This window comes from Leptospira sarikeiensis, assembly GCF_004769615.1.
GTDB classification, from domain to species: Bacteria; Spirochaetota; Leptospiria; order Leptospirales; family Leptospiraceae; genus Leptospira_B; species Leptospira_B sarikeiensis.
Map to the genome: position 1 here is coordinate 45,671 of NZ_RQGF01000005.1, position 25,703 is coordinate 71,373.

The following is a 25,703-nucleotide window of genomic DNA, read 5'->3' on the forward strand; positions in this document are numbered from 1 at the left end:
GGAAAATTCGTTAGACGAATTGAGTCCCCCGCTTGAGAGTTGAGAGAGTGAAGATTTCGCTTTTTTCGATTCCAAACCCTATACAAGTCCGGGGATTATGAAACACGCAAGCATTATTCCGATCCTCCTAATTTCCATCTTCCCAGTCGGTTCCTTATTCTCTTCTCCCCGAAACGTAGATTCTCCCTTTGTTTGTAGGGATATCGATCCTTCCGGAAGGGCAAGAAACGTTTGGCCAGCTTTTTATTATTCTCTCGGTCTGGAGAGTATGAATAAGGCCAGAAATTCCGAAGGAAAAGAAAGAACGGAAGAGATCATTGAAGCTCTCAGAAATTACCAGGATTATATCAAATGTTCCGAATCTGTGGGAGTTCCTGTTTCCGCAGTTTTTCGTTGGAATAAGGCCCTGGCTCATTATTATTTAGGGCAATGGAAAGACGCAGTCTCCGATCTGGACCTGGCCGAAAAATCGGAACCGAATTTTAGAGAAACCTATATTTTGAAGGGGACCATTCTTTTAAATAGCGGAGAATACGAAAAGGCCGCGATTTATTTAGAATCTCATCTAAGTAAATTTTCCGAAGACCCTGATTTTTATTACCTTTTAAGCTCCGCAGAACTTGCCTTAAAGAACGACGCTAAATCAGTGCTTTACTTAAGTTCACTTCGAGATCTGATCAAACAAAAGGATTCCAATCCGAAATATCCCGAATTCGTATATTTATCTTTGGGCAAAACCTATTTTGGCTTGGGGCAAAATACAAAGGCATTGTTTTATATTTCCGGATATCTGGAGATGAGGCCGGAAAACTGGGAAATCCGCTTTTTACTCGCAAAGATCCTGGACCAATTGGGGAAATTCTCCCAGGCAAAAAAACAACTCCAAAGGATCTTACAGGAGATCCAAGGGAATTCTTCCGTGGAATTGATGCTTGGAGAGATGTACTTTATAGAAAGTAGATCCATGGCGGCCGGTTATTTCGAGGATCTAAGAAAAAAAGGCAAGCTGAATAAAGACGGAGTTCTATTCGGTCTGTATTCCGTTTTAAATTCTAAATATGTAGACGCTAAAAGAATATTATTTCCATTAAAAGAAAGATTTCCTAAAAGATTATCCATTCGATTGGGAGTTTTGGAAATCCAGAAAAGAGACCAGAATATTAACAAAAAAGAATATGTTCGGGAACTTGTAGAAGTCGCATCCATTGCTTTACAGTCTCAATTGAATAATTTGGCAGAAACATTACTTCTAGAATCGATCCGTATCTCAGAAGAGGAAAAATTCGAAAAACAATTGGTCGCGGAACAATACGATTTTTTAGCGAGTATCTATGAACAGTCAGGTTCAGTGTTTCGTTCCATTATTTCCGTCAGAAAAGCGATCCAGATCGCCGCTTCGACTGAAGATTCAAAAAAATATGAATTACATTTGGCATTTTTGCTTAGAGGAAATCCTCCCGGAAAAGTACAAGAATCGGAAGAGATCATCCAAAATATTCTGAAGAATGATCCGAACAATCACTACGCATACTATCTCTTGGGAATTGTTCTGTTGCAATCCGAGAAATTGGATGAAAGTAGAAAAGCCTTCGAGCAAGCGATCTCGATCGAGCCGAAATCATCCGTGTATCATTTTTATAGGGCATCCACTTTAGAAAAATTGGGAAGGATCCCTGAAATGGAATCGGACTTGCGAAAATCCATGGAGTTGGATCCTGAAAATCCGATCGCGTATAATTATTTAGGATATCATTATTCTGAAAAAGGAGTCCGATTGGATGAGGCTCTTGATCTGATCCGAAAGGCCGTAGAACTTGCTCCTGATAACGAAGCTTACCAAGACAGTTTGGGTTGGATCTATTATAAAAAGGGTAGGGTCAACGAGGCTCTTCTTCATTTAAATTTAGCATTTCAAATTCTCCAAGATAAGAACGAATACGATCCTACTATCTGTGAACATCTAGGAGATGTTCATCATGAAAGAAGGGAATTTTCCGACGCCAGAAGATTCTGGGAAAAATCGGAATCTCTTTTTCAAAAGAAAGAAGACAAACTTCGAATTCGGGAAAAATTGGAGAGGTTAAGAACGAATCCGGTCTCTAATAAATCTTAAACGACCGGAAGGATTATGTTTTGAAAACAAACCATTTAAAGTCCGTATTTCAATCGGGGCTATTTTTCTGTATTCTTCTTGTATTCCAATCATGTGTGACAACGGATATAGAGGAGATCAACTTTCGCCAAAAAGGAAAGATCAAGTTTTGGAATGCGAAATCAAAGGACGGAGCCAAGTTTTTAGAAGGTCTTCGTAAATTAGAAGAATCGAATACTTCCTATACGGGAGAATTCGATATCCGTATCCAGAATTATTTTCCAAAGAAAGACATCTTCTCCTTAAGTGGAAAGATCTCGTATGATAAACCAAGCGGTAAGATGCAGATCGAATTAATGGACAAACTGTTCGGGATCAGCGTTTCGAAGGTTTTTACAGATGGTCAAACAATCCGTATCAAATCCGCGACTGTGGATAAGATCCATGAACAAAAAATGGACGATATCATTCTTTCAGATCCGAACACAGGAAAACAGACTGTTGTGCCTTTTCCTGTGATCTATTATCTTCTTTCCAATCGAAATGCGGAACTTTTTAAACCAGAATGGACGCTTGTTCAGCCGAATGATGGGATTGTTCTAGTTCGTAAACCTGGGGAAGAATGGACGTATTATACCGCAGAGAACGGAATTCGATCCGTAGAATGGGATTCGAGTGGGAAAAATGTTCGCGCTGTTACCAGTGTTCAGGGAGAAATGGAATTCCCTCCTAGGACTACGATTACAAGGATCGTTTCTAGGAAAGATGGATCTGATCAAAACCGTATCGAGATCAAAATGAAAAAAGTGACTCGTACGGATAAATTGAACCAAGTGGTGTTCGGATTTTAGAAAAGGAAATCAATCATGTTAGACGTAGAAAAGAACGGACATATATTAGAACTTTATATTAAAACGAATGAAACGAATTCTTTAGGAAGAGAGTTCTTTCGTAAATTAAGAGAAGTGCTGGACGAGGCTGAGAAAGACAGATCCGTAAAATCAATTCTCCTTTCCGGAAGAAACGATAAGTTTTTTTCCAACGGTTTTAATCCCGAAATTTTTGTAGGAAAAAATTTAGAAGAGATCAAGGAAGCTTTACACGAAGCATTAGGTGCTTGCGGGAGAATTTTATTTTCTCCTAAGCCTGTTGTTTGCGCGATGAACGGACACTCTATGGGTGTTGGAGCAGTGATCGCTATCTTCTCCGATTATAGGATCCTTGTGGAGAAAAAAGGAAGGCTTGGATTTCCGGAATCTCTTATCGGACTTAATTTTCCTTCTACAGCTGGAACTGTTTTGAAAGATCTAGTCGGAATGAAAACCGCAAGGGATCTTTTGTACAGCGGAAAAGGTTTAAAAGCGGACGAAGCAGTCGAAGTCGGACTTGTAGAAGAATCTGCGACTCCGGAAGAACTTATTCCTAAAGCTAGGAAATGGTGCTCTCAATTCCAAGATATGGCGATCGAATCTGTAGTAGGTGTGAAGGTAGCATTAAGAGATTCTCAACGTTTACTCGCGGAAACTTTGGAATCTAGGGACGTAGAACTTTTGGCGCAAGCAATTGTGGCGCCAAACGGTCAGGAAGGAATGAAATCCATCCTAGAAAGAAGGCGCCCGGTATTTACCTGATCTTAAGAGTGAAATAGTTTTCCTGGATTCAAAATCTCTTTTTGGTCCAGGCTCTTCTTCAATCCATTCAATGCGTCGATCCCAGGTTTCCCTAATCCGGATTGATACCATTTTTTATGATCGAATCCAACTCCATGATGATGGCTGATCGGAGCCTTATGTGCATGGAAAGTATCAGAAACCATTCGTTTCATTTTGAACCATTGGTCTTCCGGTTTCTTTTCGTCCATCGGGAACAGGATCGTGTAGTACAAACAAGCTCCATCATGATAACTATGGGAAAGATGGCACATTGCTATCGAACTAGGAATAGAATTTTGTAAACTTTCGATCCCTGCCTTATGCAAATCTTCTAATCTATCATAGGTTGTGGAAGTTTCCATCGTATCCACCCCCATTCCGAATTGCATGATATGATTTCTTAAGAATGGCATATTGTATCTGCTATGGATCCAATTTTGTCCTAATTTTTCTCCAGCGTAGATCGCTCCGCCCTTTTTCCAAAGATTTTTAAGAGAATTAAAAGAACGGTCCACTTCGGTTCTAGATCCGTCCAAACCGACTAAGACCACACATTTATTTCCGCCGATGCCGACCCATTTCAGATAAGAGTTTTGTAGGAACTTTTTGAATTTTCTACCTGCAGTATTCTTCTTTCCTAATTCACCTAAGTATTCATACAGCCTGGTTTCATTCGCGTCTGAAAGACGAAGCATAGAAGTTTTAATTTCTTCGTGGTTTGCTTTTCTAATAAAATTGATAGAGGATAGAATATCAGGAAATACCAATCCAAAATATTTTCTAGTCTCAGGGATCCTATGGATCTTGATCGTTACTTCAGAGATCACTCCTAAAAGACCTTCACTTCCTGCGATGATCTGATTCCAGTCCGGTCCAATAGATGCAGCAGGAGCTCTTAAAGTTTCCACAACTCCATTCGGGCTGATCAATTTTACGGAACTGATGATCTCTTCTATCTTACCGTAACGATTGGATTGTTGGCCTGCACTTCTTGCTGCGACCCAACCACCTAAAGTGGAATATTCGAATGATTGAGGAAAATGACCTAGGGTATATCCTTTCAAGTTCAGTCCGTATTCCAATTTCGGTCCGTAAATCCCTGCTTGAAAAGTTGCTGTCATACTGATCGGGTCGAATGAGATGAGTTCTGTCATTTCGGTCATGTCCAAGGAAAGGACCGCTTTTTGACCTTTTCCTTTGATCACTTCTAAACCGCCTACAACGGAGGAACCACCTCCAAAAGGAATGACAGTGATCTTGTTTTTAGAACAATATTCTAAAACTTTAATGATCTCCGAATCTTTTTTAGGGTAGATCACTCCGTCTACGAATGACTTTAATGTGTTTGTATGAAGCCTAAGTACGTCGTAGTAACTTTTTCCGGCAGAGTGAAATACTCTTTCTAATCGATCCGTTTTGAGATTATTCTTACCTACGATCCCGCTTAGATTTTTGATATCGGATGCGCTTAATTTCCCGTTTGGAAGTTTAATATCTTCCAAGGCGACTGCTGGAGTCTCACGAATAGAGTTTAAATTGAATTCTCTCTGGAGAAGTTTTAAGATCTCGGGCATTTGTGATTTTCTTCCGAAATCTTGGTCGTTTGCACCCCAAGCATTCCATCTTAGATTCGATCTGGAATAGTCAATTTTAGGGTTCAGCTCATGATAGAACATAGGTTATAAATCTCCGGCTTGATGAAAACGTTTCCAATAAATCCCAATCTTTCCTGAGGGCAAGGGAAAAAGGAACTAAGTCGTTTATAAGCGCTTTTTCAATTCTGCGATTTTAGGATCGTCCGGAGAAATGACGGATGCTTCTTCCAATAATTTTTTGGCTCGAATGGAATTCCCAAGTAACCTATAAATATCCGACAGATTGATCAGATTTTTTAGATGGTTTGGAGAACGGACCCTCATCTTTTCCCCAAGTTCCGCGGCGGATTCTAGGAATTCAGACTTCTTCTTTTGAGTATAAGCTTTTTTCCAGAGAATAGACGCGTAGAACAAAACTTCTGTTTCAGAAGGATCCCAGTTCAGGCTCTTTTCAGCCCAGGCTGCCGCTTCTTGGAATTTTGAAATTTTATCATACCATCTTGATAGAAATTTTGCTGCCTGAGGAGCGTAACGGTCCGCTCCGATTTGGATTTTTTTGAGTCCGTCTTCTAATATCTGGATTGCCTTTGAAACATCTCCTCTTTGGAAGAATGAGTCTGCCTCCGAAATGGATCTTTTGTCTTCCATATACGGATTTCTGGAAGGGTTATAGGAGATGGATAATAAGCTCAAATCGTCTGAAAGTTTTCCCCTGCTGATCAAGGATCTTCGGATCATTTTCAGATCTCCACCGCTTTCTTCTACGGAACTTAAGAAGACTGTTTCGTCTTCATTCATGATCCTTTTGCCTGAAAAATCCTCTTCTAATACTAGATCGTCCCTTCCGTCTGATCCGGAAAAAATCGTATCTCCAGGTAACATTCTGAATGTTTGGACCTGGATCTTAGAGCCGAACATTTCCGAAATTCCTAGTTTGCGAAGATTGGATTCGGCTCCCAAAAACGCAGCCTTGCCGTCCCGATATAATACCGGCCAAGGATGTTCTGCATTAATAAAAAATAATGTTCCTGTAGAATGATCCACGATCCCTAAGATCGCCGAGATCAGCATAAATCCGTCGAATGTTTCAAAGACATTCTGTAAGTCCGCAAACGCTTCTTTTAACCAACGTTCAGGTGATTTGGATTGGATCTCAGGAGAAAGTCTAGTTCTACTTATGATAGAATTGAAAACTGAACCGAGTACTAGGGCTCCTCCCGCACCTTGGATGGATTTTCCCATCGCGTCCCCGTTGATGAATGCAGTATATTCTTTGTCCTGGATCTTAACTAGATAAGCGCTTAAGAAGTCTCCGCCTAATTCGTAGTCTTTTTCCTTGAAGGAGAACTTTTTATACTGATCTAGTAGGAATTCCACCTTAACCGCGGAATTTTCCAGATTATCCAATTTGATCAAAGGGGAGAGTAGAAGTGCAGTTAAGAAATAATCACCGTCCTGCTTTTCCTTTAAGGTTTGGATCTGGAGCATTTTTTCTGAAATCTCCCGATTACTTTCCAAAATCTTAAATCTACTTACGAAACTTACGAATCTATATCTTTCTAAGATGATCGCAAAAACGAGAGTTAAAAGATACGCGATCCCAAGATTCTGCATGGAATACGCTGCCTGAGGAGTAGCTAAATTGGGTGAATAAAGTAGAACCGCTCCTACAAAAAACACTAAAGAAAGTGTTAGAAAAAAATAATATGATTTCTTTGGAAGAGGAAGGAATACCATTAAGATCAGCACGATCTGCAAACCCGATACGTAATTCGGGTCGTCCGCGATCCTTCCGGTAAAAAAAGACGTGGATAAAAGCAGATAAGAGAAATACATGTAGGTCATCTCTAAACTGTATTTACGGGTGGGGATCCGAAATAATGTATCAAAGAGTAAGGTTACAAGAAGAATTAAACTAACTGCTGAAAGCCCGATCCGGAAATAAAAAAGTTCAGGAAATTCAGGATGTAATTTTTGATCCGTGCCTAGGGCGAAACCCAACCATACGAAAATTCCTAGGATCGCACCTGGGTATTGAAGTGCCCTTAACTGCCTTCTAAGATCCTGGATGTATTCTTTTTCAAACGCATCTCTATCTTGGTCTTTTTTAAAAAAACCTAAAATCGAATTCCATTTATTTCGAAAGCGCCCGGTTCGGGAGGAAGAATATGACATTTATGAATCGAACTCCGTTCGGTAAAATCCTAAAATAAGGGAAAAATAAGAACCCGAGCCTAAACAAAAATTATCAGACTCAGATTTGGAGTAAAGAACTTGTGTGATTCTAATGTCTTGACCGACCAAGTTCTCCGATCCAGGCTGTGGAATCATGCCTAAAACTCCGAGCTCAAAAACATCAGGATTTCCAATCTCTTCTCAGATTTTCGATACCTTAGTGATAGGGGGAGGGATCACTGGTGCCACTACTTTATGGGATTCCACCTTACGCGGGTTAAAAGCTGTTCTAATAGAAAAAAACGATTTTGCATCCGGAACAACCCAAGCGACTTCCAAATTGATCCACGGAGGATTACGTTATCTTAAAAATGCAGAATTCGGTTTAGTCAGAGAATCCTTAAGAGAAAGAAGGATCCTTGCAAAAATAGGACCCCACGCACTTAAAACTTTGGGCTTTCTAATTCCAATCTATTCCACTCCGGAAAAATGGATCACTGGGATCGGTCTTGGAATGTATGATAGATTTTCTTATGACCGGAATCGTGAGATCAGTTCGGATTCTTGGATCCCTAAATACAGATTTTTAACTCCGGAAGAAGTAGTCATGGAAGCACCTAGTCTTCCTAGAACCGGCCTAAAAGGCGGATTCTTATATTACGATTATCAGAATATGAATCCGGAAAGACATACCTGCGAGTTCATTTTTTCTGCGGAGAAGAAGGGTGGAACTGCTTTAAATTACACAGAGCTAGTTGCGATTTCCAGGCAGGGAGAATTATACCAAGCGATCGTAAAAGATAAAAGAAGCGGTAAAACATATCCTATCTTTACAAAGACTGTAGTGAACGCGGCAGGCCCTTGGGCGGATTTTGTGGAATCTCTTGCGGGAGTTGGAATGGATAAGGTGCTTGTTCGCTCCAAAGGTATTCATATAGTCACAAGAGCTCTTACTGTTTCCAAGGCAGTAGTTCTAAAGAAAAGAGATAAGACCCATATGTTCGTATTACCTTGGAGAGGAAAAACGATCATAGGAACTACTGACACAGTATTCTCCGATTCTCCTGATAAATTTAAAGTCACCAAATCGGATATACATGGCCTATTAGAAGAAATTAATTTCGCATTCGGATATTCCGATCTTACTGAATCGGATGTGGATTTCTATTACGGTGGGATGAGACCATTGGTAGAAGATCCGGGTGAAAAATCCGACACTTACAATGCCTCTAGAAAAACGGAAATATTAGATCATAAAGAAAAAGGTCTCCCTGGATTTTTTACGGCTCTTGGTGGAAAATATACGACTAGTAGACATTTAGCGGAGAAGATCGCAGATAAACTTTGTGAATACCTACCAGGAAAATTTTTACCTTGTGAGACCGATCAGATCCCTCTATCTTCCGGAGAATTTTCGGACCATTCTTCTTTAGTAAAAGGGCTTTCCAAAAAATACTCCAAACTTTCCGGAGAATATCTCGAAACACTGGCTTTCCGTTACGGAAGTCTTGCGTATGAGGTGCTGAAGTATCAAAAGTCCGGAGACAGATCCGTAACTTTAAATAATGGGGAACATTTTAGCTCCACAGAGATCAGATATATCGCTTCGGAAGAAAAAGTAGAAAAGGCGACGGACTTCTTCTTTAGAAGATCTGGAGCAGGTGTTCCTGGAATTCCTTCCGACGAATCTCTTCATACGATCCTAGATGAGTTAGGAAAAACATTGGGCTGGAATTCCGCTCGTAAAAAGACAGAAACTTCGGAGATCGTTTCTCGTTACCATTTTTAGCTTTTCGAAAAATTTACGCCGTAGTATTTTTCAAAGAGAAGAATTAAGATGGGATTAGGTTCTATATATTTACTTTTTGGGGCAGCATTTGGATTCATTTGGGCCCTAGGGATCTTACTCTCGCCAGCTTCCTTTGGAGAAAGGGTAAGGATATTTTTTCTATTATCCTTTTCTTCAATATGGTTACTAGGAGGAGTTTCTTTTTTTGCGGGTTGGACTTCCCACTATACAATTTTATACGGATTCCATCTTCCGTTCGCTTTGGGAATTGCACCTGTTCTCTATCTACATTTCCAAATTACCTTACTAGGTTTACCTGTTTCTAAAACGGAGGCCTTCTTTCATTTTTCTACAAGCATGTTCTGTATCTTACTGTTTTTGCCTTTTTGGACTTTAGGAGAAGAGTTCCGCCAAGAAATATTAAAGCAGATGGGGCAACCCAGAGGATATTCTTCCGTTTTAGCATTTATGCAAATTTCGCCTAAGATAGCGATCTTATCCTATTTTCTTCCGGTTTTATGGAGTTATAGATCTTATATTTTTCGAGCGGAAAAGAACGAGAACGAGGAAAGAGCTAGAAGGATGTTCCTACTCTATCTGATACTCATCACTTTTGTAATCTCTTGGGGTCTAGTAGGAACACTTTTAAAAAGGATCGATTTTGTTCGAGAGAGTATTTTTAGTCTTCCTGCATTACTCGTAATCGGATTTTTACTTTCGCATAGAGAACAGAATTGGTTAGGGTTTGTGGGGAAGAGCTTAAGAGAGGTTCGTTATAAAAAATCCAGACTGAAAGGAATGGATGAGAATCAAATAAAGACAAAGTTAGAAGCATTAATGAAGAAGGAGAAGATGTATGCAGACGAAGATCTTACTCTTTCTCAATTGGCCGATGAGCTAAAAATTACCAACCATCAATTATCCGAATTTTTAAACCACCGTCTGTCTATGAAGTTCTCCGATTATATCAATTTTTGGAGGGTAGAAGAAGCGAAGATACTTCTTTTAGAAGATCCGGACAGATCCATTCTTGCGATCTCTGAATCTGTCGGATTCAATTCTAAATCCGCATTCAATGAAGCTTTCAAAAAATTTTCAGATACAACTCCTAGCGAATTTAGAAAGACCGCGATAAAATACAAACTTTCGATAAAATTTTAAAATTCGAACGTCCTGAGTTATACGACAGGACGACAAAGTTCCCAGAGACGACTATACTCCCTCCGAAACATGGAGGTGGCATGAAAACTCTTGCCGATTTATTTCAATCGTCCAAAAATAAATATGGGAATCTACCAGCATTTCTGACTAAAAATCAATCCGGTGAATTTGATCCGGTCAGTTATTCGGAAATATACGAGTTCGGTTTACAACTTGGTACTGCACTCATTGAGTTGGAATTCCCACAAAAAGGCCACGCTGCAGTTCTTGCAGACAATCGTCTAGAATGGATCATCACGGATTATGCGGTGATTATGGCCGGTGGTGCGGATGTGCCTAGGGGAACCGATGTCACCGATTCAGATCTGAATCATATACTTCCTCATAGTGGTGCTACGATCGTTTTTGCAGAGAATGATACAGTTTTAAAAAAACTATATCAAAACCCAAACTCCATCCAAAACATACATACGATTATATTGATGGATAAGAACGCGAAGGGAACCGGAAAAGAACTGAAGTTTTGGGACCTGGTTCAAAGAGGAAAAGAATTAAGAGATAATGGAAATAGAAGTATAGAAGATCGAATTTCCAAGATCAAAGAAGAAGATCTATTTACCCTGATCTATACTGCCGGAACTACGGGGCGTCCTAAAGGAGTTCCTTTAACCCATAAGAATATCATGTCTCAGATCAATCGGATACCGATCCGATTGCAGGCGGGGGAGAGAATATTATCCATTCTTCCTGTATGGCATAGTTTCGAAAGAATGTTCGAGATGGTATGTATCTATTTCGGAGCAGGGACTTATTACTCATCGGTCCGTACTCTCAAAGAAGACTTAAAAAGAGTGAAGCCCACATTTATGGCTTCCGCGCCTAGGCTTTGGGAAAGTGTATATCAGGGGATCTATGCGACAGTGTCCAAGTCTTCGATCGTAAAACAGAAACTTTTCCATGCTGCATTGTTTTTCTCATCGAATATACAATCTGCAAAACGTTGGCTCAGTTTTAGGGAACTGGATATGACCGGTAGGAATTTTATCTATTCCTTTCTAGTCGGAATATTCAAAAGTATTCAATATATTTTGAATATAATCCCGGCGGCTTTATTGGATCTAATCGTTCTGAATAAGATCCGTCAAGCAACCGGAGGAAAATTAAAAGGGACTGTTTCCGGAGGAGGAGCTCTTCCTTCTCATGTGGACAAATTTTTTAACGCGATTGGTATCCAGGTTTTGGAAGGATATGGTCTTACTGAAACTTCTCCTGTGATCTCCGTTCGTATTTTAGATCAGGCAGTCATCGGAACAGTCGGTCCATTGTATAAAGAAACTTCCTTGCGTATCGTGGACCCGAATACTTCCAAAATACTTTGGACTACTGAAGAAGGTGGGCCTAAGGCCTATTCAGTTAAAGGTGAGATCCATGTAAAAGGGGACCAGGTCATGTCAGGATATTATCATGATGATGAAAATACCCGTAAAGTGATGCAGGGAGATTGGTTCAATACTGGCGATCTGGGAATGATGACATTCAATAATTGTCTGAAAATCGTAGGTAGGACAAAAGAAACTATTGTTCTTCTAGGTGGGGAAAATGTGGAACCTGTCCCGATAGAAAATATTTTAAGCCAATCAGAATTTATACTACAATGTATGGTAGTTGGTCAGGATCAAAAATATCTTTCCGCTTTGATCGTGCCAAATCCTGAATTTTTTCCTGAATATAAACCAGGTATAGGATTTAGCTCCGCGGAAGAAGAAGCAAGATGTGCCGCTAAGATCCAAGGAGTGATCCGAAATTCGATTTCTGCAACGAACGGTTTTAAATCATTTGAGAGAGTAGTCGATTTTAGATTATTGCCAAAACCATTCGAGACTGGAGACGAGTTAACAGCAAAACTTTCAGTCAAACGACATGTGGTTACTGATAAATATTCAGGATTGATCTCCGATATATATTCGGATAAAAAAGAAGAAGTTTTGAGATAAGAGAGAATTCATTTTTCACGCGAAGCCGCTAAGTGTGGAAGGTCTTTTATGAAAAATGACCCGAAACTCTTTGCGGTTTTAGCGTGAATTAAAGATTCAGAAAGTGAATGTATTTGAGAGAACGACTCCCATAAAATCTTTCACAACTTCGGCAACTTCATCCAACTTGATAGAATCCTGATCTACGATCCTTTGTCCTACAGTTCCTAGGATAATACTGATCAAAAGTCTGTTCAGGTTCGGATTTGTAATCCCCAAATGTTTTGTGATGATCGTCACATATTCTTTCATAGCTTCCGCGATCAGTTGTTTCTCTTCTTCATGATTTTTTAATCTAGAAACATCGCAGATAATGTAGAGAAGATTTTGGAAGTAAGTTTCCCTATCTTTTACCATGGTAAAAAGTGCTTCGACCCTTTTTTCGATGGTTTGGTTATCTTCTCCTTTGGAATATACCTGTAGCTCTTCTATATCTTTATTTAATACAAATTTTACGAGCTCTTTGAAGATATCTTCCTTAGTGGAGAAATAATGATAAAGGGTTCCGGTAGATACATCTAATTCTGTGGCAATCTCTCTCATTGAAACTGCCGAATACCCGCGCCTTGCCAAGATATCCACGCATTTGGAGAGGATCTCGGCTTTATATTTTTCGTGGTTTACGATTTTGGGCATTTCCTGGGTCCTGAATGAGTTTTTCTATTCTCTATTTTCGCTAGTCCTAACGCGTCCGCGCGGAAAAGAAAGGTGTATAACCTGTTCGTTTTTCGGGGCAAGTTAATTATTTTATTTGTTCGAAAAAAGAATGCAAGTGTTTTTTCCAGTTTGGGCCAAGATGAGTCAGGATCCTCTCCTTTTGTTCTTCGGCATCCTTTCGACCAGTTTCGAATGCGTACTTCACTAGGCTTGGGCTCGTATAATCGAACCCCTGTTCTATAAATGGTCCCTTAGGGGAAACAAGCAAAGTATCTCCTAAGATAGAATTGGATTTTCCAATCAATGTGGTTGGCTCGTAGAATACGCCTATCTTAGGTAGGTCGGAGGAAAATTCTTCCAGCAATAAGTTATTGGTTAAGCCCCCGTCCAAATAATAATTCCCGTTAAAACTTTGTAGTGGGAGGACTGGAAAGGCAGAGCATGAGTTCATTACGATCTGAGTGACGGTTTCCGGGTCCGTAAAATCTTTTTCGGTAAAAACTTTTTCCCTCCAACCCCAATCTTTCATTCTCTTCAGTACTTCAAAAGGTTCTTCTCCCTTTCTTCTTAATGTTTCGTCCTTAAAATATGCTCGGATGATGGATGCTGCTTTAGTTAAGAGCAATCTTTGGATCGGTTTGCCGCTTTTATTTTTATCCAAACTTTCATTCGGGATCTCCACGGTATGGATCCTTATTTTTGCGGACTTAGAGATTAATTTGGAAAATCTTAAGCAATACTCTACCGTCCTTTTGGCCATCCCATGATGTGGAAAAGGAGGAAGGATACGTAAAAGACGATTCCAATAGAAGTTTTTGGGATTTCTTTTTGTAAGTTCCTGAAAGTAATTGGAGCTATCTTCTTCCGTTTCTGAAAGGGTGCTGATTGCCATTGCGGCTCCCGCACTTACTCCTGAAACTTCCTTAATTTTTATTCCCCAGGTCCTAAGAGCAAAAGCAAAACCTAATCCGTAGAATGCTTTGATACCACCTCCGGCAATTGCGAGTGCGATTTCCTTTTTCGCACCGAATTCTTGCCAAGCGGTCTGGAATCCTTTTTTAATTCTATTTTCTAAGGAAAAAACCGGATTCATTATTCCTACATATTGGTTGTGGAACCAAATCATGGCAATTTTAATTTGCACGAATCCAATTTCTTTACAAGATCGGAATATAGTATAGGAGACTCCCCTTGGCTAATAAAAAAGATTTAGAAGATATGCAGAAAGAATGGGAGAAGTTTTCCAAAGCAGCTCCGAATCTTATGGTCCCTCCACCTGCGTTTAAGGAATTATCCGGAGAGTTCGTTTCTTATGTACGTAAAAAAGAAATGGTATGTAGCTTTTATATAGAGCCTAGATTTTCGAATCCGATGGGCGTTTTCCAAGGTGGATTTTTAGCGGCTGCATTTGATAATACTTTCGGGCCCTTATGCTATTTAGCTGCAGGTAAGCCTACTACCACTTTGGAATTGAGCGTTAGTTATATTCGAATGGTAAAAGAAAACCAACGGATCACGGTCCAAGCAAAGGTAGTCGCTCGAGGGAACCAACATATCTATTTAGAAGGAGAGGCATTTGACGAAGAGGGGAAACTTCTAGCTAAGTCCACAACTCAAGTGCTTATTTTGAGGCTCCCACCGGCAGGGGAATGATAAGCAGAAAACTATTAAGTATTAGGAAGAGAAGGAGGGGAGGGGATCTCTTCCTTCGGTTCAGTAATTCTTTCTAAAGGAAGTTTTTTTACATGCTCTGCCATTTCTTTTAAGATATTAGCGGTGATATCCTTCATAATATCTCCGATTACTTCCGTCTCTAAAACTTCAGCGATCATTCTTCCGATATCCTCGCCTAATTTTCGGGAGATCTCCGACATGAACGGTAGTTTAGATAATTCTTCGAGCAAAAACTTGGACTGTAAAGACTCGTTCACTTTTGTGTTCAATTGATCATTATGTTTGGAGATAGCCTCTTTTGCGAGTTGGCTATAGTCCAATCTGAGCATAACTTCTTCCACTCTTTCCAAAGAATGTAGGAAGACTGCGTCCGCGATCGTATCTACGATCACATCCCTGAATCGAAATGTAATTTCTCTAGTAAGTACTTCGCTTACGTTTTGTCCGGAAGTCCCAAATCGATAGAAAGCGATCGCAAGTTTTACTCCTCTTAAAAGAAGGAATGGTCTTAAAAAATATAATGGCACGATACCGATCAGTTCGTACCAATTTGTTCGTAAATATTTCTTTATGTCTTTTTTTTGTCTAATTTTGATCCAAACTTCTATTCCCCATAAAAATATGGTGAATAAGTCGAATGCCAAAACGTATGTAGGAATATCTTTATGAATGAATTCTTTATAGGAATTTACGAATAGAAGGAAGAATACGTCTATCGATGCTAGACTTAAAAGAAAATAATCCCTGGCAGTTCCGGGGAGTACACTTCTCCAATATTTTATCGTTTGGATGAAGTTCCTGATTTTAGAGGTTTTTTGTGATTTAGGAATCTCTTCAGCCATGAGCCATTTTACGATTCGGTTCTGTCTTTACAAGTTTTTCCAAAACATACATTCTGGTCACTAGTTTTAAAGGGATGCATTTAGTCGTAGACGGTTTCAATCTGATTTACAAAATACCTGAATTGGAAGAATACATGTATTCCAATAGGTTGAGAGATGCGAGAGTGGGTCTCTTAAGAATTTTGGAATCTTATTCGAATAAACTTAAAAGTTCCAAGGTCCATGTTTTCTTCGATGGCAAAAAAGAAAAAGGGAACGAAACCAAAGAAGATTCGTATGGAAAGATACATGTGTATTTCAGCCAAGACAGGAAAGCAGACGATTTGATCAAAGAATATATCAAATTTGCTCCAAGGCCTGCAGACTTATTCGTAGTGACTTCCGATCAGGAAATTTTAGCTTTTGCAAAAAGACTAGGAACAAAACCTATACTATCCGAAGAGTTTGTAAAAAAAATAGAGAGCGCCTTAGCGGAAAAACCTACTAGGGAAGAAAAAGACTCTGGCGCAAAACTTTCTCCGGGAGAGATTCTCTACTGGAAGGAACTATTCAAGAAGGGAAAGTAAAGAGTGCTGTACAATTCGATATTATTCTTCGTTTTTTTCTCCATTGTTTATTCTATCTACTGGCTTCTTCCTGAAAAAAGAAGATCCGACTTTTTACTTCTTTCTAGCGGCATTTTTTATATTGTCGCATCTGCCACGATCTTAAGCGGATTTTATTTCTTCTTACATTTTTTTGTAATCGTTTTACTGAATTATTATGCCTATTTCAAGATCAGGACCTCTACAAGATCCAGATCTTGGATGATAACTGCAGTCCTTTTAAACGCATTCAATTTAGGATTTTTTAAATATTTTTATTTTATAAACAAGATCCTATTTGATTTGACCAGGTATCCTTTTTTCGACGAGGTCCCGAGAATACTACAAATCTCCTTACCTTTAGCGGTAAGTTTTTATAGTTTTCAAATGATCGCGGCTGCTGTGGATGCTTATAGAAAGCCGGAAGGAGAGATCGTAGGTCTAAAACAATATCTAGGTTTTGTGATATTCTTTCCGATCCTGATCGTAGGCCCGATCCTAAGGACCAAGGATTATTTCATCAATATTGGACACCTAAGTCCGGATAAGGATAAGATCGTAAGAGCGTCTTATCTTATCATCTCTGGTCTCATTAAAAAATTACTGATCGCAGATCCGGTCGCTGGGGTCATTGCTCCAGTCTTTTCTAATCCTGGGCAGTATGATAATTTGTCCTTGGTTTTAGCCGCTTTCGGATACGCGATCCAAGTGTATTGTGATTTTTCAGGACTAACCGATATGGCCCGAGGAGTTGGATTATACTTCGGATTCGAGTTACCTGAAAACTTCAATGCACCTCTATTTTCACCTTCAGGAAGGGAGCTCTGGCAGAGATGGCATATGAGTTTGTCTTTCTGGCTGAGAGATTATATTTATTTCCCTTTGGGCGGAAGTAGAAAGGGAGAATGGAGAACTTACTTAAACCTGATCATCACTATGACAGTAGGTGGGATCTGGCATGGTTCGGATTATACATTCATTGCTTGGGGTTTTTATTGGGGAGTGATCCTCGCTTTCGAAAGATTTTTAGTAGGTAAGTTCGGTTGGAACGACGAAGATTCGAAGAGTAGAATTATAAATTTCTTAAGGATCCAATTCGTATTCTGCCTATTCTCCTTTAGCGCGATCATGTTCCGGGCAAATTCCGCAACTAAGATGCTCCAGCATATTACTGGGCTTGTAACAAACACACAAAATTATCTCTCTGAATCTTTATATTCTCTACAATTAGGTTGGATCGAAAATTCTATAGGCTTGGTAACAGGTCCTTCTCCTTTCGTTTTGGAATCTATGAAGAATATAGAAAAGATAGGTTACTCTTATCTAGGGTTTATCGTTTTTCATTTGATCCAATCCAGAAAGGATCTTTTACTAAAATGGGGGAAGGGTAGAGATTGGTTATTGGTCCTTTCAGGAGTAATTACCGTTTTTGCGATCGCCTTATTGTCGGAGGATTCAGGGGCTTGTATTTATTGCCAATTTTAGGCCTCTAATTTTATGAAAAAGAATACTTTTTTACTACTCCCATTACTTGTATTATTGATCTCCCTTGTAATTGATCGTTTATTGACCCTTGAGTTTTTTCAATATTACTATTCCAATACTTTATCTCATCTGAATTTTATCAGCAAAGAAGATCTTTATTCTGATCTAAAGAAATATCTAAAAGAAAAACCGGATTCTCGTAAAAAAACATTGGTGTTCTTTGGAAATTCCAGAGCACTTCTGCTTCCAACTAAAGAATTGGAGAAAAAATATCCGGACTGGGTGTTGTATAATTTTTCCGTACCCGGTGGATCTCCAGATTATTTTTTATATTGGGTAGAAAGATTTAAGTCGGATGGAGTGAAACCTGAATTCGTTCTTCTGGATCAATCTTTAGAGATTTATAATAAAACTCCGGTACTCGCTCTTGACGAAGTTTTGATTTATGGACTTTCTTTTGAATTTATTTTAAGACATTGGACCAGATACTCAAGGGAAGAATTGTCCGTTTTTATTTCCAAAAACCTATTCCATACGTATAGGGATAGGCCTAAATTGTGGAGAGTTATGGAAAGGACCCAAAACTCTTCTGCATTGGCAAAAGTATATAAAGGCGCAGTTCAGAAAGTTTTGACTATGTTAAAAGAAGAGAGAGGAAGTACTCCTAGAGAACTAGTCAAACAAAAACATACTGACGAGGAATTAGTGAAGGCGTCCGAAATGGATTTTTCCTCTTATTTAAAACCATATACATTTCATTCCAATATGTTCGAAATGCAAAAAGATTCCATCCAGATATTAAAGGAATCTAAGATCCCATATGCGACTATTTGGGTAAAGGTTGCCCGTCCTTATTTTAATCTATATGTCACTCGAAAAGTGGAAACTACGGAGGGATTAAAAACTCCTTTAGAAGTTTGGAGACCGATCGTAGATAAATTTAATCAAGATACCGGAACGGCTTTCTGGAATATGAACGAAGATCCTTTATATAATTGTGAAGAGTTTGCGGATCCTGGGCATATGTCCCCGAATTGTTTTCCTGTTTTCGGAGATTTTATCTTCAAAAAACTTTCGGAAACTCATTCAGTTTCTCATTTAAAATAAGGAAGGATATTAGGTAGGATCTCTCCCGCTTTTCCCTGTAGAAATAGGTCTGCGTATCTACTATACCCGCTCGGATCTATATTGATCTCAATAACGAAAGCTCCGTTTTCCTTAGCGATCCTGGCGAGCTCTACAGGAATTCCCACAGCGCCGGATGAACCGATTACTAAAACAATTTCAGAATCTGCCGCAAGTTCGATTGCTCTTTGAAGTAGATTCGTATCATAACTTTCTCCAAACCAAAGAACATCAGGTCTTACCAAACTCGAACAAGATCCGCATTCAGTAGATTGTTTTAGTTTGGTTAAATCTGAAGCGGAACTTCTTCCGCATTTTGTGCAACGATTTCTGAAAATGTTTCCGTGAATTTCGATGAGTTTTTCTGATCCGGATCTTTTGTGAAGTCCGTCCACGTTTTGAGTGATTAAGAAAAAATCAGATTTAATTTTTTCTAATTCTGCTAATGCGAAATGAGCGGGATTTGGAGATTTTTCGGAAATAAGTTCCATTCTCCATAGATACCATTCCCAAACTAATTTAGGATCTTTTGAAAAAGCCTGGGGGGTAGCAAGTTCTTCCGCTCTATATTGTTTCCATAGGCCTTCTTTTCCTCTAAATGTAGGAACTCCACTTTCTGCAGAAATTCCAGCGCCGGTAAGAGCTAAAACCTTGTTAGAAAATTTGAGTTTCGTTTTTAACTCTGAAGGGAATTCCATATCAATAAGGAAGATGTAAGTTCTTTTCTACTTCCGTTTTTTTATCCGCACCAGAAAGAAGTTCTACGATCTTCAAGGCGAATTCAAATGCGGATCCTGGGCCTATGCTTGTGAGAATTTTGTCCGTTAATTCTAATCTACTTCCGGTATACATTTCATTTGCTGGGATAGAACCCGGAAAAGCCGTAAATTTCTGATTTTGAAGAATGGAATGAGTTAAGAGAACATTTGGAGCCGCGCAAATTGCTCCGATCCAGCGATTTTCTTCTTTATAATCTTTTAATATTTTAGGAATTAGTTCGTTCGAGTTCAGGTTCTTTGTTCCCAAATTCCCGCCTGGAAGGACTATCATATCGAATTCTGAAGGGTCAATCTCCGAGAGAAGCGAATCCGCGATTAACTTTACTCCACGGGATGCGGTTACCGTTTTATCTTGGATCCCTGCGGACACTACCTCGATCCCGGCTCTGCGCAAAACGTCCACTACGATCACCGCTTCCATTTCTTCCATCCCATCTGCATAAGGGACCAAAACTTTCGGCATTTTATTATCCTATATCGAAAACGTATTAAAACCGCTTTCGATGAAAGAATAAAGACCTATGAAGATTAAATCAATCAAAACCCGGTGCGTAAAACCGGGTTTGTTTTAAACTTCTAACTCTTGTTTTTTGGACCAAGTGAGATTGGAATTGAGGAAATAATTCGAGATCATAGCAGTAAGTATGGAGAGTATATCCGCACTAAATTTCAAAGTTAATTCAGAAGCGAAAGCCCATTTGGAGAATACCGAGTAGTAAATGAAATGGAACGCGGACATTTGTACTAAGATCCCGACTAAACTTACAGAATGAAAGAGTAAGAACCCGAAGGTAAGATTCTTTCCGGAATATCTTCTTTCATAAAAAGTAAAATAGTTGTTTAGGAAGAAATTGGAAAGAATAGAAAGTTCAATCCCAAAAAAAACTGATAAAGAGAACGGATCTAAAAAGGAGATGCCGGTCTGTATTTCAGGAAATTTGAACAATTCTGCTATTAAAAATCCTAGAAGATTTACAAGTACTCCTGTTGCTCCTACAAGAGAATAGAGTAGGAATGTTGGAGAGATCCATTTCCCGAAACGAATATCCAGGATTGCCAAAAAGAAACTTTTGATCACTGAGTTATTCAGTTTTGTTTCTCCATAGACACGATTCTGAAAGGTATATGGGATCTCTTCTATCTTCAATTCTTCTTTGCTTCTTCCTAAAAACTCCAAAAGTATTTTAAAACCTCTTGGGTTGATCTCATTTATAGTTTCAGAATATACCGAACGTTTTATTCCGAAATAACCGCTCATTGGATCAGAAACGGGAAGTCCCAAAAATCGTTTTGCTAAAAAGTTTGCAAAACGGCTAATTCCGATCCTAGCAAGGGACCATTTCCCAGTAGAGCCACCTTTGGCATATCTAGTTCCCAGACATAGATCAACATTTCTCTCATAGAATGAACGGATCATTTCCGGTAAAATTTTCTCGTCGTGTTGTAAGTCCGAATCCATGACTACGAAAACTTCTCCTTCTGCTGCTCCCATCCCAGTAAGCACTGCAGAAGATAAACCTTTTCCAGTCAACCTACGGATCACTTTTAGTTGCGGGATACTCTCTTGTAGATTTTCCGCAACTTCCCATGTATGATCCGGGCTATCGTCATCCACCACGATGATCTCATGTTCATATTCTGACAGAGATCTAGAAATACGATCCGCTGCGATTGGTAGGTTTTTGCTTTCGTTGTATGTAGGAAGAATAATGGAGACGGATGGGCGCATAGAACCAAAATCCCATTTCGTGTTTTTGGATTCAATCTATTAAGTAATTAATTAATTACATACAGTAAAATTTTGAAATCCGACCGAAGTATTTGTGATTTTCTATAAAATGGAAAGCGGTCTATTCGTATTTTGTAATACGGTCGAGAAGTGTGTTACAATGAGTAATCGAAAATCTTACAATCACATATGGTTGATATGAGTAATCTACATAAGTTAGACTAATCGATAATGCTGATGGTAAATAAAAAGAAAGTTTTCGAGAAAAGGTTAGAGATATGCTCTAAGATGGGAGGGGTTGATCTAACTCTTTTACTTAAATCCGACCATAGTGTAAGAGTCGTATATTCATTTGGAAAACCAGTATCAGTTTGTTAAAGGTTCTGTAAACTGCGGTCTATATCGTTTCTCTGAATCTTTGGCAGTAAAAGCATTTCAAACCTTGAAGAACTGGGTTTGAAATCTTTTTTATTATTCGAATCGGGTTTTTGGTATGTATATTATATTAGTATAATATACAATTCTGCTTCGATGGCCCTTGATCTGAATTTTCGAACTCGCTCCTGAGAAAGTTCTTAGCCCAAACGACCAAGAAGGGTTAAGGGCTTTAATTTTATCGTTTGTTCCTAGGCGGATGTATTTTTCCTACTTTTCGCATCTTTCGATCTTCTAATTCGAAAACAATAAAAGGAAATTAAGTAAGGGTTTTACTCTTACAAAAACTAAGGAAAAACAATGTTTCTAAAAAATATATTCAGTCATTTCTTTCGAATAGAGGATATGGAAGGCAGATATAATATAATCATTCGAATTCTTGTAGGAGGAGTTTTTATTTGGGAAGGGATCATCAAATTTCTATATGTAAATCAGGGGATAGGCCGCTTTACGAAATTAGGGTTTTCTCAGCCTGAGTTGGTGGCATCTTTAATAGGTGGTTTAGAGATTTTAGGTGGGATAATGATCCTTCTTGGGGTCCTAACAAAACCGATTAGCTTTATATTTGTGATACAAATGTTTGTAGCAATGTATCTTACTAAACTTCCTTTATTTTTCGGAACCTCTCCGTTGCCGCCACCACAAGCACCTCCGATCGTTGGGATTTGGGCAGTCCTACATGAGATCCGATCGGAATATTCACAAGTTTTGGGATCCTTGTTTCTGTATCTTTCCGGTCCTGGGCGTTTCTCGGTTGATGCTATCTGGAAACGGAAATAATCGTAGGTAGGTTTTATTTAAGGAAGAAAATCTTAGGATTTGTAGTAACGACGACGTTTTCAAGAAGTCTTTCTTAAAGGGAAGACTTCCCCCAACTTCCGATAATACATATTATGTCGCATTAGGTGGAAGAGGGGCATCAACTTTTGATACTCCAGGCCTTTCGAGTTCAGAAATTCTTAAGGCCTGGTTCGAATTTTCTTTAGATGGATCTTTAAATTTAAAAGAAAGCGGGACTGATCTATCTATATTGAAGAAAGATCAATATCCCTGCCATAAAGAGATCGTAACGATTGTTTTGCCATTGTCGGATTTGTTTTCGCATTGGCATTTAATCTGAGCGGATTGGCTATAATAGCCTTGCCCAAGCGAAAAACCTGGTGCCGGTTTGCAACTTTTATACAATCCGCCATCTACTAGGCGATTGCAAGCAGCTTGGATTGCTGCCTCAATATCTCCACTCTGGGAATTTAAGGTGCCTGGAATGGCCAGAAATATCGCAACAACTAGGGCCGAAACGGAAATAAATAGGATCTTTTTCATGGTTAGGTCCGAAAACAAATAGGAACTTTCCTTTTGGAAAGAAAATATTTCAAACGAAAAATTTCTTTAAGAGAAAAATTCTGTATTGGACCTAAGAAAGTTATCCTGGGCTTGCTAAGCCTTAAATTCTTGGACTTGGTTTTGGAGTGAGTTACTTAGTTCTTCACATTTTCTTGCGAGTTCAGCAGCCTCTATTGCTTGAGATGCAATAATAGAATTCGAGTTTTGGATCCTGTCCAAAAAGTTCCTGATCTCTTCTAAACTTCTTTTTTCCGTTTCCGTGGCGATATGCACGTTTTCTGCAATTTTTCCGACATTGAATAAAGCACCCGCTACAGTAACCCTTACTTCAGTTTGGCCTTCTAAAAGTGAGAAGAATGAGTTTAAGCTGTCTTTGATGGAATCCACATCTCCTAAGATCAAAGAAATGGTTTTTGTTCCGGATTGGACTATTTCTGTATTTTTAGTCATTTCTTCTTTTCCGTCTCTGATCAATTTGGAAATTTCTTTGATCGTTCTTCCAGTCTGATCCGCTAATTTCGAGATTTCATCTGCAACTACAGCAAATCCTCTTCCATGTTCCCCTGCTCTGGCTGCTTCTATCGAGGCATTTAAAGCAAGAAGATTTACCTTGTCTGCGATATCATTGATCGTACTTAATTTTGCAGCAGTTCCGGAAGAACTTGTCTCGATCCGCTTGATCGATCTTTCTATGGATCTTAAACTTTCTTCCGACTCTCGAGCATGTTTCCAAGCTGTTTCGAACAAAACTTTAGTGGAAACTAATCCCGTTTCCATATCTTGGAAGCTGATCTCTAAATTTTGAAAAGAACCTTCTAATGTTTTTGTGGCTTCAAGCTGTTTTCTTGCAGAATCGGATACGTCCGAGATCGCTCCGGATATTTGATTCATGCTCACGTTGATCTCTTCCAGACTATTTGCTTGATCGCTTGTTTTATCAGCTACAGTTGTAGAGCTTTGGACTAAGGTTTCTAAGATCTCGTTAACAGATTTGGAAGTTTCTTGAACTTCGATCTGTATGGAAGAATTATCATTTTTTACTTCTTCAAGAATGATCAAGCTCATTGCCTGATTCATAAATTCTTTTTTAAAGGTTAGAGAAAAATAGATCAATATAGCCGATTCGAAAATTACAAAAATAGCATGCAATAATACGATATCCCATCCATTTCCATAATTGAATATAATGATAGGTGTTTCTAATAGTTGAAATCCTACACTTTGGCAGAATGATAGTAGACCGTGGTGGACCGCGATGTAAAGCGCACCAGGAAGTATCGTTTTCCAATCTCTATAATATAATAAAAACGCTAAGGCTACGAATACATGGAAATGCATCTCAATTCTTCCGAATTGGGATTGTATGAGTATTCCCGACCAACTCATTAGAAGAACAGAGTTGAGTATCCTTAAGCTATAATCACCTCTTAAGAATAAAAAGCCGAAACTTGCTAAGACTCCGATGGCAACCGAGGAATTCAGGACGAATTTCCAGGTTCCGTATTCAATAGAAAGTAAAAGAGCGAATGGAATATGCGCTAGAAGAAGTAAGTAAAAGAAAAGATCTGCTTTTTTGGTTTCTTCTTTGAATTTTATTTTAGCTGATTCGATCGTATTCTGTCTTTGTGTAGGCAGATTCATATTTTTTCCCATCGGTTTTTATGTATGCGGCTTTTTGTTTTTTGGCCGATCGATTTTCAATTTATCTATTAGCTTTGACGGACAAATTAGGAAATATTTTCATTTATTATGAATCGCTTAAGTATTTATTCCGCTTTAGTTTCTGTTGTCGCTTATGAATTTTAAAAGTTCTTTTCTGTTTTGATTCCAATGTTTATTAAATTCAAAGAATATACCTTTGATCTTTCCATGTGAATTCACCCATAAGAGCGAGTCCGGATGGTCTATATCTGCCGAATTATTGGATGAGAATGCCTGGATACCGAACGATCTCGCGAGCTCGAACGACTGCCCTCTGGATTCTGTTCTGATAAAAAGAGGTTTGATATTAGAATTTGAAAAATAGCTTCTGAATCGTTCTGTTGAATCCTTTTCCGGATCTAAGCTAACGAATGCTAATTTTAGCTCTTTATGTTCTGATATGAGATCTTTTAATTTTGCTAAACTTCCATGACAGATAGATTTACAGTTTAAATATCCAAAATAAACGAGATGATCCGTACCCGTCAAAATGTCTCGAATATCGGTAATTTTTCCTTCTTCATTCAGAATTTCAAATTTTGGAAGATTTCTGTCCGCTTCTATCATTCCTGATGGATTCCCAGGTATAAAGTAGAAGAGCGGAAAAAGAACCGCAAAACTTCCGACAAAAAATTTCCACATTTCGATCTTCATTCTGAATATTGGAAGGCTTAAAGACCTTCTAATATACCAAAGACGAATGACTTGCATTTTATTCAAAAAATTTCCAAAAATTAGGCAGAACGAATTAAAGGAAATTTATTTCAATTTATGTTAAGTTTGACTTAATTGTTTGAAAAAAATCGTATATAATATTATACGAAAGTCGGTTGAAGATTATAGTTTTATAT

Annotated in this window: 22 protein-coding genes; 11 read left to right on the forward strand and 11 right to left on the reverse strand. The window is 38.8% G+C overall.

Annotation, left to right across the window (positions count from 1 at the left end):
- The first annotated feature begins 97 nt into the window (after positions 1-97).
- The 3 genes from EHQ64_RS00815 to EHQ64_RS00825 are packed head-to-tail and all read left to right on the forward strand — an operon-like array spanning position 98 to position 3,723.
- Positions 98-2,113: a tetratricopeptide repeat protein gene (locus tag EHQ64_RS00815; RefSeq protein ID WP_135647612.1), complete on the forward strand. Its 2,016-nt coding sequence runs from the start codon at positions 98-100 to the stop codon at positions 2,111-2,113.
- Positions 2,114-2,133: 20 nt separating this feature from the next.
- Positions 2,134-2,943: a hypothetical protein gene (locus EHQ64_RS00820; RefSeq protein ID WP_135647613.1), complete on the forward strand. Its 810-nt coding sequence runs from the start codon at positions 2,134-2,136 to the stop codon at positions 2,941-2,943.
- A 15-nt stretch (positions 2,944-2,958) separates the two neighbouring features.
- On the forward strand, positions 2,959-3,723 hold the full coding sequence (locus EHQ64_RS00825) for an enoyl-CoA hydratase/isomerase family protein (RefSeq protein ID WP_135647614.1): 765 nt from the start codon (positions 2,959-2,961) through the stop codon (positions 3,721-3,723).
- Positions 3,724-3,725: 2 nt separating this feature from the next.
- On the opposite strand, the gene EHQ64_RS00830 is transcribed toward EHQ64_RS00825, so the two are convergent.
- Both EHQ64_RS00830 and EHQ64_RS00835 read right to left on the reverse strand, forming a co-directional pair.
- Positions 3,726-5,420, reverse strand: coding sequence for an FAD-binding oxidoreductase (locus tag EHQ64_RS00830; protein WP_135647615.1), 1,695 nt, complete (start codon positions 5,418-5,420; stop codon positions 3,726-3,728).
- Between the two features lie 84 nt (positions 5,421-5,504).
- Positions 5,505-7,514 (reverse strand): SpoIIE family protein phosphatase, encoded by a 2,010-nt coding sequence (locus tag EHQ64_RS00835; RefSeq protein WP_135647616.1) that lies wholly within the window; start codon positions 7,512-7,514, stop codon positions 5,505-5,507.
- 154 nt (positions 7,515-7,668) lie between these two features.
- Between EHQ64_RS00835 and EHQ64_RS00840 the strand changes: the two genes are divergently transcribed.
- From EHQ64_RS00840 to EHQ64_RS00850, 3 genes are all read left to right on the forward strand, one after another.
- Positions 7,669-9,303, forward strand: a complete 1,635-nt coding sequence (locus EHQ64_RS00840; RefSeq protein ID WP_135647617.1) for a glycerol-3-phosphate dehydrogenase/oxidase — start codon at positions 7,669-7,671, stop codon at positions 9,301-9,303.
- Between the two features lie 48 nt (positions 9,304-9,351).
- A complete protein-coding gene (locus EHQ64_RS00845) occupies positions 9,352-10,464 on the forward strand; it encodes an AraC family transcriptional regulator (protein WP_135647618.1) in 1,113 nt (370 codons plus the stop codon).
- A gap of 80 nt (positions 10,465-10,544) precedes the next feature.
- Positions 10,545-12,458, forward strand: coding sequence for an AMP-dependent synthetase/ligase (locus EHQ64_RS00850; RefSeq protein ID WP_135647619.1), 1,914 nt, complete (start codon positions 10,545-10,547; stop codon positions 12,456-12,458).
- Positions 12,459-12,554: 96 nt separating this feature from the next.
- Here the strand turns inward: EHQ64_RS00850 and EHQ64_RS00855 are convergent, their stop codons facing one another.
- Together EHQ64_RS00855 and EHQ64_RS00860 are read right to left on the reverse strand one after the other, a co-directional pair.
- Complete coding sequence (locus EHQ64_RS00855; RefSeq protein ID WP_135647620.1) at positions 12,555-13,133, reverse strand: TetR/AcrR family transcriptional regulator; 579 nt, start codon at positions 13,131-13,133, stop codon at positions 12,555-12,557.
- Positions 13,134-13,239: 106 nt separating this feature from the next.
- The gene (locus EHQ64_RS00860; protein ID WP_135647621.1) at positions 13,240-14,247 is read right to left on the reverse strand and encodes a patatin-like phospholipase family protein; all 1,008 of its coding nucleotides are present in this window, start codon (positions 14,245-14,247) and stop codon (positions 13,240-13,242) included.
- Positions 14,248-14,345: 98 nt separating this feature from the next.
- Here EHQ64_RS00860 and EHQ64_RS00865 point away from each other — a divergent pair, with 98 nt between their 5' ends.
- A complete protein-coding gene (locus EHQ64_RS00865) occupies positions 14,346-14,807 on the forward strand; it encodes a hotdog fold thioesterase (RefSeq protein WP_135647622.1) in 462 nt (153 codons plus the stop codon).
- Between the two features lie 14 nt (positions 14,808-14,821).
- Here the strand turns inward: EHQ64_RS00865 and EHQ64_RS00870 are convergent, their stop codons facing one another.
- Complete coding sequence (locus tag EHQ64_RS00870; protein ID WP_135647623.1) at positions 14,822-15,670, reverse strand: hypothetical protein; 849 nt, start codon at positions 15,668-15,670, stop codon at positions 14,822-14,824.
- Between the two features lie 74 nt (positions 15,671-15,744).
- Between EHQ64_RS00870 and EHQ64_RS00875 the strand changes: the two genes are divergently transcribed.
- The 3 genes from EHQ64_RS00875 to EHQ64_RS00885 are packed head-to-tail and all read left to right on the forward strand — an operon-like array spanning position 15,745 to position 18,846.
- The gene (locus EHQ64_RS00875; RefSeq protein WP_135647624.1) at positions 15,745-16,236 is read left to right on the forward strand and encodes an NYN domain-containing protein; all 492 of its coding nucleotides are present in this window, start codon (positions 15,745-15,747) and stop codon (positions 16,234-16,236) included.
- A 3-nt stretch (positions 16,237-16,239) separates the two neighbouring features.
- Entirely contained in the window at positions 16,240-17,739 is a 1,500-nt protein-coding gene (locus EHQ64_RS00880) for an MBOAT family O-acyltransferase (RefSeq protein WP_135647625.1), read from the forward strand.
- A 12-nt stretch (positions 17,740-17,751) separates the two neighbouring features.
- Positions 17,752-18,846: a DUF1574 domain-containing protein gene (locus tag EHQ64_RS00885; protein ID WP_135647626.1), complete on the forward strand. Its 1,095-nt coding sequence runs from the start codon at positions 17,752-17,754 to the stop codon at positions 18,844-18,846.
- Here EHQ64_RS00885 and EHQ64_RS00890 read toward each other — a convergent pair.
- From EHQ64_RS00890 to EHQ64_RS00900, 3 genes are all read right to left on the reverse strand, one after another.
- On the reverse strand, positions 18,834-19,562 hold the full coding sequence (locus tag EHQ64_RS00890) for an SIR2 family NAD-dependent protein deacylase (RefSeq protein WP_135647627.1): 729 nt from the start codon (positions 19,560-19,562) through the stop codon (positions 18,834-18,836). The two genes, EHQ64_RS00885 and EHQ64_RS00890, sit on opposite strands and share 13 nt — an antisense overlap.
- 1 nt (position 19,563) lies before the next feature.
- On the reverse strand, positions 19,564-20,106 hold the full coding sequence (locus EHQ64_RS00895; RefSeq protein WP_135647628.1) for a DJ-1 family glyoxalase III: 543 nt from the start codon (positions 20,104-20,106) through the stop codon (positions 19,564-19,566).
- Positions 20,107-20,211: 105 nt separating this feature from the next.
- Complete coding sequence (locus EHQ64_RS00900) at positions 20,212-21,372, reverse strand: glycosyltransferase (protein ID WP_135647629.1); 1,161 nt, start codon at positions 21,370-21,372, stop codon at positions 20,212-20,214.
- A gap of 735 nt (positions 21,373-22,107) precedes the next feature.
- Between EHQ64_RS00900 and EHQ64_RS00905 the strand changes: the two genes are divergently transcribed.
- Entirely contained in the window at positions 22,108-22,587 is a 480-nt protein-coding gene (locus EHQ64_RS00905; protein ID WP_135647630.1) for a DoxX family protein, read from the forward strand.
- A 261-nt stretch (positions 22,588-22,848) separates the two neighbouring features.
- Here the strand turns inward: EHQ64_RS00905 and EHQ64_RS00910 are convergent, their stop codons facing one another.
- The 3 genes from EHQ64_RS00910 to EHQ64_RS00920 form a co-directional block, all read right to left on the reverse strand.
- Positions 22,849-23,130 carry a hypothetical protein gene (locus EHQ64_RS00910; RefSeq protein ID WP_135647631.1) on the reverse strand — a complete coding sequence of 94 codons (282 nt, stop codon included), beginning with the start codon at positions 23,128-23,130 and terminating at the stop codon, positions 22,849-22,851.
- A 114-nt stretch (positions 23,131-23,244) separates the two neighbouring features.
- Positions 23,245-24,792 (reverse strand): methyl-accepting chemotaxis protein, encoded by a 1,548-nt coding sequence (locus tag EHQ64_RS00915; RefSeq protein WP_135647632.1) that lies wholly within the window; start codon positions 24,790-24,792, stop codon positions 23,245-23,247.
- Positions 24,793-24,927: 135 nt separating this feature from the next.
- Positions 24,928-25,563 (reverse strand): SCO family protein, encoded by a 636-nt coding sequence (locus EHQ64_RS00920; RefSeq protein WP_246048488.1) that lies wholly within the window; start codon positions 25,561-25,563, stop codon positions 24,928-24,930.
- Between the last annotated feature and the right edge of the window lie 140 nt (positions 25,564-25,703).

Bases quoted from the DNA above. Each gene is read 5' to 3' on its own strand.
- EHQ64_RS00815 (WP_135647612.1), top strand. From the start codon at position 98: ATGAAACACGCAAGCATTATTCCGATCCTCCTAATTTCCATCTTCCCA.
- EHQ64_RS00825 (WP_135647614.1), top strand. From the start codon at position 2,959: ATGTTAGACGTAGAAAAGAACGGACATATATTAGAACTTTATATTAAA.
- EHQ64_RS00830 (WP_135647615.1), bottom strand. From the start codon at position 5,420: ATGTTCTATCATGAGCTGAACCCTAAAATTGACTATTCCAGATCGAAT.
- EHQ64_RS00835 (WP_135647616.1), bottom strand. From the start codon at position 7,514: ATGTCATATTCTTCCTCCCGAACCGGGCGCTTTCGAAATAAATGGAAT.
- EHQ64_RS00840 (WP_135647617.1), top strand. From the start codon at position 7,669: ATGCCTAAAACTCCGAGCTCAAAAACATCAGGATTTCCAATCTCTTCT.
- EHQ64_RS00845 (WP_135647618.1), top strand. From the start codon at position 9,352: ATGGGATTAGGTTCTATATATTTACTTTTTGGGGCAGCATTTGGATTC.
- EHQ64_RS00850 (WP_135647619.1), top strand. From the start codon at position 10,545: ATGAAAACTCTTGCCGATTTATTTCAATCGTCCAAAAATAAATATGGG.
- EHQ64_RS00855 (WP_135647620.1), bottom strand. From the start codon at position 13,133: ATGCCCAAAATCGTAAACCACGAAAAATATAAAGCCGAGATCCTCTCC.
- EHQ64_RS00860 (WP_135647621.1), bottom strand. From the start codon at position 14,247: ATGAATCCGGTTTTTTCCTTAGAAAATAGAATTAAAAAAGGATTCCAG.
- EHQ64_RS00870 (WP_135647623.1), bottom strand. From the start codon at position 15,670: ATGGCTGAAGAGATTCCTAAATCACAAAAAACCTCTAAAATCAGGAAC.
- EHQ64_RS00875 (WP_135647624.1), top strand. From the start codon at position 15,745: ATGCATTTAGTCGTAGACGGTTTCAATCTGATTTACAAAATACCTGAA.
- EHQ64_RS00885 (WP_135647626.1), top strand. From the start codon at position 17,752: ATGAAAAAGAATACTTTTTTACTACTCCCATTACTTGTATTATTGATC.
- EHQ64_RS00890 (WP_135647627.1), bottom strand. From the start codon at position 19,562: ATGGAATTCCCTTCAGAGTTAAAAACGAAACTCAAATTTTCTAACAAG.
- EHQ64_RS00895 (WP_135647628.1), bottom strand. From the start codon at position 20,106: ATGCCGAAAGTTTTGGTCCCTTATGCAGATGGGATGGAAGAAATGGAA.
- EHQ64_RS00900 (WP_135647629.1), bottom strand. From the start codon at position 21,372: ATGCGCCCATCCGTCTCCATTATTCTTCCTACATACAACGAAAGCAAA.
- EHQ64_RS00905 (WP_135647630.1), top strand. From the start codon at position 22,108: ATGTTTCTAAAAAATATATTCAGTCATTTCTTTCGAATAGAGGATATG.
- EHQ64_RS00910 (WP_135647631.1), bottom strand. From the start codon at position 23,130: ATGAAAAAGATCCTATTTATTTCCGTTTCGGCCCTAGTTGTTGCGATA.
- EHQ64_RS00915 (WP_135647632.1), bottom strand. From the start codon at position 24,792: ATGAATCTGCCTACACAAAGACAGAATACGATCGAATCAGCTAAAATA.
- EHQ64_RS00920 (WP_246048488.1), bottom strand. From the start codon at position 25,563: ATGCAAGTCATTCGTCTTTGGTATATTAGAAGGTCTTTAAGCCTTCCA.